Raw genomic sequence first — 14,125 nt, 5'->3', positions numbered from 1 at the left:
GCCGAACACTTAAGTGTCCGGCTCTTTCAGGACAGAGTTCGACCTAGGCAACCGCCTTCACGCTTTCTGCCGAGAGTGAGACGTCGATGATCCCGAGAGCTTTGTCGAGATCCTCGTCCGATACGACGAGAGGAGCCAGAAACCGGATGACGTTGCGGTGAACGCCGCACTTGATCACCAGTAGCCCCCGCGCACGGGCATTGTCGATCACACGCTGGGCGCGATCCGGATCCGGCGTCTTGGTCTTCCGGTCGGTGACCAGTTCGATCGCCTGCATGAAGCCCAGGCCGCGCACGTTGCCGTTGACCGAGTGCTTCTTGGCTACTTCGCAGAGTCCGGCCTGAAGTCGCTGACCGAGCTTTTCGGCACGATCGAGCAGACCATCCTTCTCAAAGGCCTCGAGGACGGCGAGCGCTGCGGCGCAACTGACGGCATTGCCGCCGTATGTGCCGCCGAGACCGCCGGGCAGGGGAGCATCCATGATGTCTGCTCGGCCGACAACGCCGGAGAGCGGAAAGCCGCCGGCGAGGCTCTTGGCGACCGTCACCAGATCGGGCTGGATCCCGGAGTGTTCGAACCCGAATAGCTTGCCGGTACGGCCAAAGCCGGTCTGGATCTCGTCGGCGATGAGGACGATTCCGTGCCGTTTGGTGATCTCGCGCAGCGCTTTAAGGAAGGGTGCCGGAGCCGGCAAGAAGCCACCGTCGCCCTGCACTGGCTCGATGATGATCGCGGCGACGCGATCCGGAGCGATCTGGGTCGCGAACACTTCGTCGAGAGCCTCAAGCGCCCGCTCGGTAGTCATGTCGTGATAGGCGTCCGGGAACGGAGTGTGGAAGATCTCGGAGGCGAACGGTCCGAAGTTTTGCTTGTAAGGCTGGCTCATGCCGGTGAGGCTGATGCCCAGCATGGTACGGCCATGAAAGCCGCCCCTGAACGCGATGACGGCGGAGCGGTTGGTGTAGGCGCGGGCGATCTTGACGGCGTTCTCGACGGCCTCGGCTCCGGACGTCAGGAAAATGGTCTTGTGGGCTTCGCCCTTACCGACCAGGCGATTGAGCTTTTCGGCGAGCTCGAGGTACGGCCGGTACGCGGCAACCTGAAACGCCATGTGCGTGACGTCCTTGAGCTGCTTCTTGACCGCGGCCACGACGCGCGGATGATTGTGCCCCACGTTGAGCACGCCAATCCCGGCGACGAAATCGAGATACTTTTTACCTTGGACGTCCCAGACGTGCGCACCTTCGGCGCGGGCGACCATGATCGGGTGGGCGGTTAGAACACCGCGTGGAACGTTGGCGCTGCGCAGTGCGGCGAGTTCTCCGGCGGTAGATTGAGCGGCTGACATGGCGTGATCCCTTGCTGGTGCATCGGCCTGGCGACCGGCGCCGGCCTTGTCTGGATCCTAAGCACCTCGCATCGATCAATTTGCCGAAGACGGCGGCCAGACAGCATGCTCTGTCGTCATTGACCGCCAAACCGCAAGCCGTGCTGTCGTCCTAGAAGATCTGTTCTCCGACCGCGACATCGCTGCGGGGGCTCAGCACGATCACATTGCCCTCGGCATCCTTCGCGCCGAGGATAAGGAGCTCGGACGTGAAACCGGCGATATTCTTGGGACCGAGGTTGCAGACGCAGACGACGCGCGTGTCGATCAGCGTCTCAGGCGTGTAGTTCGTGATCTGTGCGCTCGACCACATGATCCGCTCCGCTCCTACGTCGACGCCGACCTTGTAGGAAGGATTGCGCGCTCTGGGGAAGGGTTGGACTTCCACGACCTTGCCTATCCGGATGTCGAGCCGTGCGAAGTCGTCGTAAGTGGCGAGAGGCTTGAGGTCGGTCATGGTCTCACTCCGTCGATCCCGGCGGCTCGCCCTGAAAGCTCATTAGATCACTTGGGCGCAGCAGGACATTTCGTAAGAGGGGCGGAGACGGCAATATCGGCGTGTCGGTGAGGATTCATCGGCAGAGCCTGCGAGCGCGAGGATGCGATGCTGAAGGCCTCAATTCGGGAGGTCTCCATGTCGCTAGGCGAGCGTTTGAAGGATTCAGGTCTGTTTCGTGAGCAGGCTTTCGCGGGCGGTGCCTGGGTCGATGCCGCCGCGGGCGCCACACTCGCGGTTGTTGATCCGGCCACCGGCGCCGAGATCGGTAAGGTGCCGGCCTTGGGCGCACAAGAAACCCGACAGGCCATCAAGGCGGCAGAAGAGGCCTGGCCAGCCTGGCGCGCTCTTCCCAGCAGCGAGCGGGGACTGCTGCTCGAAGAGTGGAGCCGCCTGATGCTCGAAAACATCGACGATCTCTCGCTGATCATGACAATGGAACAAGGCAAGCCGCTGGCGGAATCGGGCGGGGAGATCCGATACGGAGCCGGATTCATCAAATGGTTCGCAGAAGAGGCGCGACGCCTCTACGGCGACACCATTCCGGCGCCGACGTCCGATCGCCGGATTCTTGTCCTCAGGGAGCCGGTGGGAGTATCTGCCGCGATCACTCCCTGGAACTTTCCGAACGCGATGATCACCCGAAAGGCCGGTCCGGCTCTCGCCGCCGGTTGTCCAATCGTCGCCAAGCCCTCCGAACTGACGCCGTTCTCCGCGCTAGCGCTGGCCGTGCTCGCGGAGCGCGCCGGCATTCCGAAGGGCGTGTTCTCGGTGGTGACCGGAATGCCTCAGGCGATTGGCGGCGAGCTCACGTCGAACCCTTTGGTCCGCAAGCTCTCTTTCACGGGATCCACGCGCGTCGGGCAACTCCTGATGCAGCAGTCGGCCTCCACGGTCAAACGTGTCAGTTTCGAACTGGGCGGCAACGCCCCCTTCATCGTGTTCGACGATGCCGATGTCAATCTCGCCGTTTCGGGATTGATGGCAAGCAAGTTCCGAAACGGCGGCCAGACTTGCGTCTGCGCGAACCGCGTCCTCGTTCAGGAGGGAATCTACGACAAATTCGCCGACCGTCTGTTGGCCGCGACGTTGAAGCTGGTGGTCGGCAGCGGATTGCGCGAAGGGGTCACTATCGGGCCGCTGATCAACCGCGCCGCGGTCGACAAGGTCCGTCGGCACATCGATGACGCGCTCTCCAACGGCGCCAACTTGATGCTCGGCGGAAAGACCGGATCGAAGGACCAGTTCGTCGAACCGACCGTGCTCTCGAACGCGACGGTAAGCATGCAGTTGGCGAACGAGGAGACTTTCGGACCCGTCGCTCCCCTGTTCCGCTTCAAGCACGAGGACGAAGCCATTCAGATCGCCAATGCCACTCCGTATGGGTTGGCCTCATACTTCTACACCTCGGACATCAATCGTTCCTGGCGCGTCGCCGAACGGCTGGAATTCGGCATGGTCGGTCTGAACACCGGATCTGTTTCGCTCGAAGTGGCGCCGTTCGGCGGCATCAAGCAATCGGGCATCGGTCGCGAAGGATCCAGGTTCGGCATCGACGAATATCTGGAGATCAAGGCCTTCCACATCGGCGGTCTGACTGCGCGATGAGCAAGCGGAGCCCGACGGCGTCAGCCGGTGAGAAGTCTCTGCACCAGGTCCGGCGTGTTCGTGACGCTGTATTTGCGCAGCAGCCTGGTCTTGTAGATGTCGACCGTCCTCGGACTTATTCCGAGGGAGAGCGCGGCCTCCTTGCCGGTCTTTCCTTCAATCAGGAGCGCAGCGATGTCGCGCTCGCGCGGCGTCAGCGAGCCGCGGATCGTGAGGTTCTTCGGCTGCCGGTTCGACAGCTCCGTGAAGACCCACAGGGTGTTCCGGTGCGGGTCCTTGGGCGTGTACGTGAACCCGCGCACGTGGACCCAGAACAATTCGCCGTCGAGGCGGCGCATCACGCGATCGTCCGAAAACACCTTGTCCGTCGCCAGCAGCGGGCCGACGCGCACGCCGGCGCTTTCGAAATGCGTGTGGCTTGGATAGAGCCGCTCGAACGTCGTCCCTGTGAACTCGTTCGGCTTGCCGCCGAATATCTCGGCGAACGCCTTGTTGCAGGCGGTGATCACGCGGTTGCTGGCGATGGCTTGGCCGACGGGTGCGTCCTGAAACGCGCGGCGGAAGTCGATGTCGGCGGGCGCGTTTCTCATGTTTCTTCCCCGGCCTTCGGTTCCGGCCGGACACTTAAGTGTCCGACACCTATAGCACTAAGTGTATAGGTACAGGTAACCTAACCGAATAGGTGATGGGTGGAAACAGTTAAATAGAAATGCCGGGAAAAATCCGGCGGGTGCGGCGCAAAGGCGAACTGAACCCTTCATCCGTCCGGTGGAACGTCACGAGGTGTACCGATGACGACGACAGCGTCGTTGCTCGAGGTGAACGATATCAGGGCGAGTTTCGGCGGCGTCCGCGCGCTCGACGGCGCGAGTTTTTCCGTCGAAGCGGGCACCATCACCGGTCTGATCGGCCCCAACGGCGCCGGCAAGACTACCATCTTCAATTGCATCTCCGGTCTCGTCGACCGCTTCTCGGGCGCCGTGCGCTTCAACGGCGCCGATATCGCCCGTGCGCGTCCCGAAGTCGTTTCCCGATCCGGTTTGGTGCGCTCGTTTCAGCTCGCGCGCGGGTGCCCGCTCATGACGGTGTTCGAGCATCTCATGCTGTACGGGCCGCGGCAGGCGGGCGAGGGCGTGTTCCGGGCTCTGGCGAGCCCCGGAGCCGTCCGCCGGCGGGAGGAAGAGTTGCGCGAGCGCTCATATGCGGTCGCCAAGCGGCTAAGGCTCGACCACGTGCTCGACAACCTCGTTACCGACTTGTCCGGAGGGCAGAAGAAGCTGCTCGAAATCGGCCGGGTGCTGCTCGCGGAGCCCATGATGGTCCTGCTCGATGAGCCGATGGCCGGCGTCAATCCCACCCTCGTCGGCGAGATCGCCGAGCAGCTTGCCGTGCTCGGAGAGTCGGGCGTCACCATCCTGCTGATCGAGCATGAGATGGAGCTCATCGAGCGGCTCTGCGACGACGTCATCGTCATGGCTGAAGGAAAGTTCTTGACGAGGGGCAGCTTCGACGAGGTGACGGCCGATCGTCGCGTGCAGGAATGCTATCTCGGAGTGCAACTGCAATGACGACGCTGAATGCGAGCGCTGTTTGCGGCGGATACGCGACCGCCGATTTCATCGTGAAGGGTGTGGATATCACGGTGGCGCCCAGGGATCTTGCCGTCATCATCGGCCCCAACGGCGCCGGCAAGTCGACGTTCCTGAAGCTGCTCGCTGGCCTTCTGCCGAAGCGGACCGGCGAAGTCTCGATCGACGGGACTGCTCTTCCCGCCGGCGACGCTCATGCTGCCTGCGAGCGCGGCGTCAGCTTCGTGCTGCAGGAGCGAAACGTATTCGGCAGCCTTTCGGTCCAGGAGAACCTGGAGATGGGCGGTTATCTGCTGCGGTCCGGGCTGAAGAGCCGGATCGAAGAGCAGTTGAGCCGCTTTCCGATGCTTCGCGGGCGGCTCCGCGACAAGGCCGGCAATCTCTCCGGTGGTCAGCGCCAGGTGCTGGCGGTGGCGGTCGCCCTGATGACCAACCCAAGCGTCCTGCTTCTGGACGAGCCGACGGCGGGTCTCTCGCCAGCAGCCGCGAAAGATATCTTCGTGTTGATCCGCGATCTCGCCGCAAGCGGTCTGGCGATCCTCATGGTCGAGCAGAACGCGCTTTTGGCGCTGGAGTACGGAACGCGCGGCATCGTGCTCGTCGCAGGCAAGAAGGTCCTCGACGATGCTTCTGCCTCCGTGATCCAGGACGACGAGATCAGGCATCTGTTCCTGGGGCGGGCCGCTCCGGCGGTCGCGCACCGACATTGAATGATTGCAGCTGACGAACGATGAGGAGTTGAACATGTCGAATTTGGATAGACGTACTTTCCTGCAGGCCGGCATAGGCGTCGGTGGACTCATGCTCTCGTCGAGCCTCTCCCGCTCATGGGCGCAGCAGGGCGATCCGATCAAGATCGGCCTGATCATCCCGCTCACGGGGGCGACCAGCCAGTTCGGCGCCACCATGGGCCAGGTGGCCAAGATCGCGGAGGGCGAAATAAATGGCGCGGGCGGCGTACGCGGTCGTCCGATTCAGGTCGTCATCGAGGATGACCAGAGCAATCCCGAGGCCGCGGTGCGTGCCGCACACAAGCTGATCGACGTCGACAGGGTCGTGTCGATCGGAGGTTCGTACGCGTCGGCCGTGACGTCGGCCATCGCGCCGCTGTGCTGGGAAGGAAAGACCGTCTTGCTGACTTCATCGGGTGCCGACAGCATTACCAAGCTACCGCATCAAGGCTACATCTTCCGGACTTCACCTACCGTCACCCTTCAAGGCACCAGCGTCGGCAAATATGCGGTCGAGCTCGGCGGCAAGAAGATGTTCTTCCTTGGTCCGCAGACCCCGTTTGCGCAGACCTACATCGATATTATCTCCGGAATCTTCAAGGCCGCCGGCGGATCGGGCAGCGGTCTGATCTACGAAGACAAGAAGTCGAGCTACAGGTCCGAGGTAGACCAGGCGCTCAAGGAATCCCCGGACGTCATCGTGCTTGGCGGCTATGTTCCCGACACGTCGGTCGTCCTCAAGGATCTCTACCGTGCTGGCTATACGGGTAAAAAGATCGGCTTCTCCTTCGGTATCAACGACGCTCTGACGAAGGCCGTTCCCGCCGAGGTCTCCGAAGGGGCCTATTCGCTCATTCCATCCGCCGCGGAAAACTCGGAAGCCTATAAGCGCCTCGTTGCCAAGATCAAGCGGCCGTCTCTCGATAGCTACTCCTGCCAGATTTACGATCACGTCGTCCTGACATCGCTGGCGCTTGCGCGCGCGACGTCCGGACAGGCGAGCGGAACCGTGGTCCGCGACAATCTGCGCGCGATCTCCGAGGGGGAAGGCAAGCGGACTGACGACGCGGTCGAGGCTCTGAAGACGGTCACCGGCGGTGGACAGGTGAACTACGACGGTCCGAGCGGCCCGCTCGAATTCGCCGACAACGGCGACGTGAAGGGCGTGTTCTTCCGTTATGAGCAGGTGCAGGACGGCAAGCTCGTCGTTCGTAAGGTCGGTTGACGAAGCGAACGAGAGCGGACGCCATGTTGACCGACCTGCTGCAGTATTTGGTGAACGGACTGATTGTCGGCGCGCTCATCGCGTTGCCGGCGCTCGGTCTGACGTTGATCTTCAGCGTGCTGGGTTTCGTCAACTTCAGCATCGCTGCGCAACTCACGGCCGGCGCATACGCCGGCTGGCTGGCGAATACGACGCTCCATCTGCCGCTTGCGCCGGTTCTGATCATCGCCTTCCTTGTCGCCGGGGCCCTGGGCGTCGTGACGGACCGCATAGCGCTCGCTCCGATACGGCGCAAACCGAGCGCCCAGACGCCGTTGATGGTGGCGGTCGTCTCGATCGCCCTGAACATGGCGTTGGAGAACGCCTATCGCTTCTTCTTCGGTAGCGACCTGAACAGCTTCGACATGCCGATCGCCCGCGACATGAAGGTCGGCGGCATCCGCATCGGGCTTCAGCAGTTGCACAACCTCGAGATCGCGATCGGGCTTGCCGTTCTTCTCGCGCTGTTCTTCTCGCTCACCAAACTGGGCAAGGCCATGCGCGCCGTCGCCGACAACGTCGATCTCGCGCGGCTCAAGGGTATCGAACCGGTCCGTCTCGCCAACCTCGCCACGTTCATCGGCATGGGACTGGCTGGCGTCGGTGGCGCACTCCTCGCGATCGACACCAGCGTCGATCCCTCGACGGGATCCCGGCTGATCCTCTTGATCTTCGCCGGCAGCGTCGTCGGCGGTCTGACGAGCCTTCCGGGAGCGGTCGCCGGCGCACTTCTGATGGGCGTCATCGGCGAATTGGGTCTTCTGGTCCTCCCGCCGGTCTATCAGTCGCTGACAGCCTTCGTCGCGATCCTGATCACCTTGCTCGCGCGTCCGGGCGGCATCTTCTCTGGCGTCTCGGGAGTACGAAAATGATCTCCTATCTCGTATTCGCTGGCACGATCGCCGGGTTCTACGCTCTGCTCTCCCTCGGCTTGGTCACGGCATGGGGGCAGGGCGGGCTGGTGAACCTTGGCCTCGTTGGGTTCGTAGGCTTGGGTGCCTATACGTCGGCGCTGCTCTCCGGCGCGGGGTATCCGATTTGGATCGACTGGATGGCGGCCGCTGCCGTTTCAGCCACGGTGGGCGTGGCTCTGTGCTTCGTCGTCCGCAATCTGCGCGGCGACTATCTCGCGATCGTGACCCTCGGGTTTGCCGAGATCCTGCGTTTGGCGGAAACGAACGAGAAATGGCTGACGAAGGGCAGCGACGGGATCTCAGGTATCGTGGCGCCGCTCAAGAGCCATCTCGGGGATACCTTTCCCGTCTTCTATCTCATTTTGACCTGGGCTCTCGTCGGTATCGTCGCGTTGCTGCTCAGCTGGCTCCTTCGGAGCCCCTTCGGGCGGGCGTTGCGCGCAGTACGCGACGACGAGCAGGTCGCGGCAGTGGCCGGAAAGTCGGTGCTCCGGCTCAAGCTCCAGGCGTTCGGAATCGGGGCGGCACTCTCCGGGCTCGGTGGCGCGCTCTATGCGCACTTCACCAGCTACATCGCGCCCGACGTTTTCATAACCCAACTGACAATCTACATCTTCCTTGCTGTCACCGTCGGCGGCTACACCCGCCTTGCGGGTGCCGTGGTCGGCTCGTTGGCCCTGGTGGCTTTGCTCGAAGCGACCCGCTTCATCGCAGCCGTGCTCCCGGGACTGGATGCTGTGCAGATCGCATCGCTTCGCGAGTTCGCGATCGCCGTCACTCTGATCCTTGTCATGCAGTTGCGACCCGACGGCGCGTTCCGGATGACCAACGAACGGTCTGGCCTGAGCTCGTCGCGCTCCGCTCTGGACGCCTGCTACGGTAAGAAGGCGATACTCGATGACGCGACCTGACACCGATGGCGTCGGCGAAGAATTCGCCAGGATGTTTGCGGCGGCCGGCCTGCCTCAGGTCGAGGCTGCAACGGCCCGCACCCGAGGGCGCGGCCCGTTCAAACGACTGGTGCTGCGTGGAGCTTCGATCATCGACGGTACCGGTGCCCCGCCATGGGGGCCTGCCGACGTGGTCGTCGAGAATGGCCGGATCACGGTGCTGAAGAAGGTCGGCACGCCGAGGCTGCCGATCAATCCGGACCGACGTCCCGCTGCAGGCGACTTCGAGATCGATTGCACCGGCAAATTTCTGACACCCGGCCTGGTGGATGCCCATGCCCACATCGGTGCGCCATTCCACGCCGAGAACGGGCCCATGCCGAGCGCTGACTATGTCTACAAACTATGGCTGGCGCACGGGGTCACGACCGTCCGCGAGACTGGTTGCTTCAACGGTCTAAAGTGGACGCTCGAGCAGAAGCAGGCAGCGGCTGACCACCGAATCGACGCTCCTCGCATCATGGCCTACGCGCCGTTCCCCGGCACGAACGACTACGTGAAGACGATTCACACTCCCGACGAAGCACGCAGGTGGCTCCAAGCCGTGAAGGACCGGGGGGCGGACGGCATCAAGTTCTTCGGAGCTCCGCCAGCAATGATGAAGGCAGCGCTGGAACAATGCGCGAGTCTGGGCCTACGTTCTTGTTGTCATCACGCGCAACTCGCAGTTGGTCGTATGAACTCGCTGCGAACCGCGCAATGGGGATTGACGAGCACGGAGCATTCATACGGAATTCCCGAGGCGCTGCTGGACGGTCAGACGTTGCAATCCTTCCCGCCCGAGTACGACTACAACGACGAATACCTCCGCTTCTCGACCGCCGGTCAGACATTCCTCCAGGCGGCGCAGCCCGGCTCGCAGAAGTGGAACGAGGTACTCCAGGCGTTTCTCGTGGCCGGCCACACCTTCGTTCCCACCTTCAACGTCTATGACGGCAATCGCGATCTGATGCGCACCCGCCGTGCGGATTGGCACGATCGCTTCACCGACCCGACACTGTGGGCCTACTTCCAGCCGCAGCGAGGCGGGCACGGCGCCTATTGGTACCGCTGGTCGACCACCAACGAGGTCGAGTGGCGCGAAACGTTTCGGCTGTGGATGAGGTTCGTCAACGACTACAAGAATCTCGGAGGGCGCGTCTGCGTCGGCTCGGATTCCGGATTCATGTTTCAGACGTACGGCTTCGGCCTGGTCCGCGAACTCGAACTGCTGCAGGAGGCCGGCTTTACGCCCCTAGAGGTATTGCGGGCCGCGACCACATGGGGCGCTGAGCTTCTCGGCGTCCAGGACGACGTCGGAACGCTTGAGGTCGGAAAATTCGCCGACATCCTGGTGCACGACGAGAATCCGCTCAACGATTTCAAGCTTCTCTATGGAACTGGCGCCATGCGACTGGACGACCCGACCGCGTCGGTAGCGTGGAAGCGCAGCATCTCCAGCGTCATCAAGGAAGGCTCGATCTTCGACCCAGCCGAGCTTCTTGCCGACGTCGAGGAGATGGTCGAAGCGCGCCGGAGGGCGGCTTGAGAACCGGCTTGCATGACCGGCCCACGACGCCGGAGTTCGTCCTGCTGACCGGCAGCCTCGGTAGCGGCAAGACGTCGTTGCTTTGCGACTATCTTTCCCTGCCTGATTCCGCAGACACCGGTGTGATCGTGAACGAGGCCGGCGAGATCAATGTCGACGGGGCCGTTGTCGCCTCCGGACGGCGCGATCTTCCGATGGCGTTGCTTGGGAACGGTTGCGTCTGCTGTTCGTTCGGCGACGATCTTCATTCGGCGATCGACGAATTGCTCGTCACTCGTCGCCAAGCCGGCGCTGGCGAGTTTCGCCGTATCATCCTGGAGACGAGCGGACTGGCGATGCCAGGCCCCATACTGCGCTCGCTGATGCGCTACGACCGGGCTGAATACCGACTGCGTATCGTCTCGACGCTCGACGCCGTCGATCCGGAAGCGGCCGACGTGCTGTTCCCGATCCGGTCGGCGCAGCTTACGGCCGCCAGGTCCATCGTCGTTACGAAGCTCGACCGGGTCTCTGCCGGCGGCATCGCCGCTGCCGAGCGCGTTGCCAGAAAGTTCAATCCAGCGGCTGCTCTGGTCACGACGGGGGACAGGCAGGATCGCGCCCGTGCCGCGTTTGCGCCGAGCGAGGTCGAAGCAAAGTCCGTTTTTGGTCGATTTCAGGCGATCGCTGCCACCGATCACTCACGGCTCGGCGTCTTCCTCGCGCAATGGCCGGGCCCCGTTCCGTGGGGCGATTTAGGCGATTGGCTCGAAGATCTCGCTGGGCTTTGCGGCGATAGGCTGCTGCGCGTCAAAGGGCTGGTGTCGGTGGGGGGCGTGTCAAGACCGATCCTGATCGACGGCGTCGGCACGACGTTCGCGGAGCCTCGCTGGGCGGAAGCCGATCTCGCGGCGGGACGAGGAATCGTCATTATCGCTCGCGATGTCGACCTGGATGAACTGACCACCATGTCGGCCGCCTACTCGGCGGAAGTCAGACCAGCCCTGAAGATCACATCCAGGCGCGCCGCCTGAGCGGCGCCGGAGGACCACCGATGTCGCTCGGACGAGAGGCACCGAACATCATCTCAGCGGAAGCTGCCGTGCTCGAACGGGCTGACTACCGCGCCGGAGTTCAGAAGGTCCGATGGGTCGAAGGCGGTCTTGATCCGGCGCATCGCGGCGATTCGGCCCGCATCGCCGTACTTCTCCAGGAGATGTTTCTTGAACCGACCGACGCCGTGTTCCGCGCTGAAGGTGCCGCCGAGGGAAGCGGCGGTGTCGTAGAGCTGCAGCGACAAGCTGCTCTCGATCTCGAGGGTGAACTTGAGCCGGTCGGCGTCCGGAGGGACCAGCACGTTGAAATGCAGATTGCCGTCGCCGACGTGGCCGTAGACGGACAGTTCGAGATCGGCGTCATAGGCGCGCACCTGCGAACCGGCCAGGTTCAGGAAGCGCTGAATGGCCGAGAGCGGCACGGAGATGTCGTGCTTCACCGATCCGTTGCGGCGCTTCTCGCCCTCCGGAATCGTCTCGCGTACCTCCCACATCGTGGCCCGCTGGGATCCGCTTTGGGCAAGATAGGCATCATCGACCCAGCCGGATTCGACTGCCTCGCCGAGGATGGCCTCCATCAGTCCGTCGAGATCGAGGTGATCGGAGGAAGAGGCGAGCTCGACGAGCACGGCACCGCCTGGGCCGGCCCCGACGGATGGCGGATTGGACATCGCGTCGGTCGCGAGCGCGATCGATCTGGCCGTCATGAATTCGAACGTGGTGAGGAGGTCGGCCGACTGGCGCCGGACCAACGAGAGGAGCTCGGCCAGCGGGGCGCCCGCGGTGAGCATCAGCCAGGCGGTCGCGCGGCGAGCCGGCAAGGGCGCGAGACGCAGCACCGCGCCCGTGATGATACCGAGGGTCCCCTCGCTTCCGACGAAGCACTGCTTGACGTCGTAACCGGTATTGTTCTTCCGCAGCTTGCGCATGTCGGAGACCACGGTGCCGTCCGACAGGACCGCCTCGATGCCGAGGAGCAGGTCGCGCGTCATTCCGTATTTGACGACGGACAGGCCGCCGGCGTTCGTGCCGATATTGCCGCCGATCCGGCAGCTTCCTTCAGCGCCGAGGCTGAGCGGCAAAAGGAGCCCGGCGGCTGCGGCTGCGTCTTGGACGTTCTTCAGGATGGCGCCGGCATCAACCGAGGCGCTCATGGAGAGGGGGTCGATTTCGCGGATCCTGTCCATCCGCTCGAGACTGACGATGATCTGCCGTCCGGAAGCGTCCGGCGTCGCGCCGCCGCAGTAGCTGGTGTTGCCACCCTGCGGAACGATACCGATGCCCAGACGGGCCGCCAGCTTCACGATGCCGGCGACCTGCTTCGTGGTCGCAGGCTTGAGCACTGCGAAGGTCGAGCCGGTGAAGAGCTGGCGTTGATCCGTGGTGTAGGTGGCGATCCGCTCCGAATCTTCTACGACGCCTGTCTGGTCCAGAATCTCGCGAAACGCGTGAATTTGTATCGAGTAGGACATGCTGCGGCTCCCGATTGGCGTCGGGTCACCATCGCGCATTCGCGCGGCAGCGCTTGCCGTTCGGCTGCAATTTCGAAGAAGGCTCTGCCGAAATGGCGCGATGTTCGGCAGTTGTCACTCCTGGAGCTTTGTGTTGATCCCCTCCGATACGGAGTTGCTCCGGTTCCCGAGCGGATAATCGATGCTACGCCGGCGGTAGATTGTGCTGCGCCGAGGTTGAAATCCGATCGGTTCTGCGGGTCAGCCCGTTTGGACGCGGCGCTACTGCCATCCGTCTTGTCTACACTGCCAAAATCAAAGAGGAGACATCATCATGTTGCTTTCGGATTTCGACGCTCTGACCTTTGACTGTTACGGCACCTTGATCGATTGGGAGAGCGGGATGGTCGAGGCTCTGAGAAGCCTCACGGATCGTGTGACGCGTCCACTGACGCGCGACCAGATTCTCGAAGCGCACGCGCGGCATGAGTCGAGCCAACAGAAATACACTCCGGCGAAGCGGTATCGGGAGCTGCTTCCGATCGTCTACAAGCGCCTTGCCGAAGAGTGGGGGATGCACGTCACCCACGAAGATTGCGTCGAATACGGCCGGTCCGTCGGGAATTGGCCGGCGTTCGAGGATTCGCCGGGAGCGCTTCAGTATCTCAAGAAGTATTTCAGGCTGGTGATCCTCTCCAACGTGGACAACGAGAGCTTCCAGGCAAGCAATCGACGGCTGCAAGTGGAGTTTGACGCGATCTACACCGCGGAAGACATCGGATCCTACAAGCCGTCACCCCGAAATTTCGACTATATGATCGAGAAGTTGGGAGAGATCGGCGTGAAGAAAGAGAAGATCCTTCACACGGCCGAGAGCATGTTCCACGACCACAAGCCGGCGAACGAGCACGGCTTGAAGTCGTGCTGGATCTACCGTCGTCACGCCCAGCAGGGTTTCGGAGCCACAATGAATCCGGGCGAGATGCCACGCGTCGACTTCCAGTTCACCAGCATGCATGATCTCGTGAAGGCTCATCAGGAGCAACTACGCATCAAGTAATCTGACGGCTGGGTGCTCGGGTGCATCAGCTCAAGAAGCGCTTTCGAAAGTTTGATCAAGATCGCGAGCGCTTCATTGAGATCGGGGAGCATGGGGCCTGATACAATGATGTA

General features: G+C 62.7%; 13 protein-coding genes. 9 read left to right on the top strand and 4 right to left on the bottom strand.

What is annotated here, in order from left to right:
- Nucleotides 1-43 precede the first annotated feature (43 nt).
- Complete coding sequence (gabT, locus tag ACP2YO_RS35800) at nucleotides 44-1,348, bottom strand: 4-aminobutyrate--2-oxoglutarate transaminase (protein ID WP_426435796.1); 1,305 nt, start codon at nucleotides 1,346-1,348, stop codon at nucleotides 44-46.
- Between the two features lie 151 nt (nucleotides 1,349-1,499).
- Entirely contained in the window at nucleotides 1,500-1,844 is a 345-nt protein-coding gene (locus ACP2YO_RS35795) for a tRNA-binding protein (protein WP_426435795.1), read from the bottom strand.
- A 177-nt stretch (nucleotides 1,845-2,021) separates the two neighbouring features.
- Between ACP2YO_RS35795 and ACP2YO_RS35790 the strand changes: the two genes are divergently transcribed.
- Complete coding sequence (locus ACP2YO_RS35790) at nucleotides 2,022-3,491, top strand: NAD-dependent succinate-semialdehyde dehydrogenase (RefSeq protein ID WP_426435794.1); 1,470 nt, start codon at nucleotides 2,022-2,024, stop codon at nucleotides 3,489-3,491.
- A gap of 20 nt (nucleotides 3,492-3,511) precedes the next feature.
- Here ACP2YO_RS35790 and ACP2YO_RS35785 read toward each other — a convergent pair whose 3' ends face one another.
- Nucleotides 3,512-4,081 carry a LuxR C-terminal-related transcriptional regulator gene (locus tag ACP2YO_RS35785; protein ID WP_426435793.1) on the bottom strand — a complete coding sequence of 190 codons (570 nt, stop codon included), beginning with the start codon at nucleotides 4,079-4,081 and terminating at the stop codon, nucleotides 3,512-3,514.
- 201 nt (nucleotides 4,082-4,282) lie between these two features.
- Between ACP2YO_RS35785 and ACP2YO_RS35780 the strand changes: the two genes are divergently transcribed.
- The 7 genes from ACP2YO_RS35780 to ACP2YO_RS35750 are packed head-to-tail and all read left to right on the top strand — an operon-like array spanning nucleotide 4,283 to nucleotide 11,480.
- Complete coding sequence (locus ACP2YO_RS35780) at nucleotides 4,283-5,059, top strand: ABC transporter ATP-binding protein (RefSeq protein ID WP_426435792.1); 777 nt, start codon at nucleotides 4,283-4,285, stop codon at nucleotides 5,057-5,059.
- Nucleotides 5,056-5,790 (top strand): ABC transporter ATP-binding protein, encoded by a 735-nt coding sequence (locus tag ACP2YO_RS35775; RefSeq protein WP_426435791.1) that lies wholly within the window; start codon nucleotides 5,056-5,058, stop codon nucleotides 5,788-5,790. Before ACP2YO_RS35780 ends, ACP2YO_RS35775 begins: the two co-directional genes overlap by 4 nt.
- 34 nt (nucleotides 5,791-5,824) lie before the next feature.
- A complete protein-coding gene (locus tag ACP2YO_RS35770; protein ID WP_426435790.1) occupies nucleotides 5,825-7,036 on the top strand; it encodes an ABC transporter substrate-binding protein in 1,212 nt (403 codons plus the stop codon).
- A 23-nt stretch (nucleotides 7,037-7,059) separates the two neighbouring features.
- Nucleotides 7,060-7,947: a branched-chain amino acid ABC transporter permease gene (locus ACP2YO_RS35765; RefSeq protein ID WP_426435789.1), complete on the top strand. Its 888-nt coding sequence runs from the start codon at nucleotides 7,060-7,062 to the stop codon at nucleotides 7,945-7,947.
- The gene (locus ACP2YO_RS35760) at nucleotides 7,944-8,900 is read left to right on the top strand and encodes a branched-chain amino acid ABC transporter permease (protein WP_426435788.1); all 957 of its coding nucleotides are present in this window, start codon (nucleotides 7,944-7,946) and stop codon (nucleotides 8,898-8,900) included. Before ACP2YO_RS35765 ends, ACP2YO_RS35760 begins: the two co-directional genes overlap by 4 nt.
- Nucleotides 8,887-10,467, top strand: coding sequence for an amidohydrolase family protein (locus ACP2YO_RS35755; RefSeq protein WP_426435787.1), 1,581 nt, complete (start codon nucleotides 8,887-8,889; stop codon nucleotides 10,465-10,467). Before ACP2YO_RS35760 ends, ACP2YO_RS35755 begins: the two co-directional genes overlap by 14 nt.
- Nucleotides 10,464-11,480, top strand: coding sequence for a CobW family GTP-binding protein (locus ACP2YO_RS35750; RefSeq protein WP_426435786.1), 1,017 nt, complete (start codon nucleotides 10,464-10,466; stop codon nucleotides 11,478-11,480). Before ACP2YO_RS35755 ends, ACP2YO_RS35750 begins: the two co-directional genes overlap by 4 nt.
- 53 nt (nucleotides 11,481-11,533) lie before the next feature.
- Here the strand turns inward: ACP2YO_RS35750 and ACP2YO_RS35745 are convergent, their stop codons facing one another.
- Nucleotides 11,534-12,973, bottom strand: a complete 1,440-nt coding sequence (locus ACP2YO_RS35745; protein WP_426435785.1) for an FAD-binding oxidoreductase — start codon at nucleotides 12,971-12,973, stop codon at nucleotides 11,534-11,536.
- Between the two features lie 313 nt (nucleotides 12,974-13,286).
- Between ACP2YO_RS35745 and ACP2YO_RS35740 the strand changes: the two genes are divergently transcribed.
- On the top strand, nucleotides 13,287-14,012 hold the full coding sequence (locus ACP2YO_RS35740) for a haloacid dehalogenase type II (protein ID WP_426435784.1): 726 nt from the start codon (nucleotides 13,287-13,289) through the stop codon (nucleotides 14,010-14,012).
- The last annotated feature ends 113 nt before the right edge of the window (nucleotides 14,013-14,125 follow it).

Source organism: Bradyrhizobium genosp. P, assembly GCF_049949265.1.
Classification (GTDB): domain Bacteria; phylum Pseudomonadota; class Alphaproteobacteria; order Rhizobiales; family Xanthobacteraceae; genus Bradyrhizobium.
Note: the sequence above shows the minus strand (reverse complement) of the source record. Positions and strands in the feature narration are given on the sequence as shown.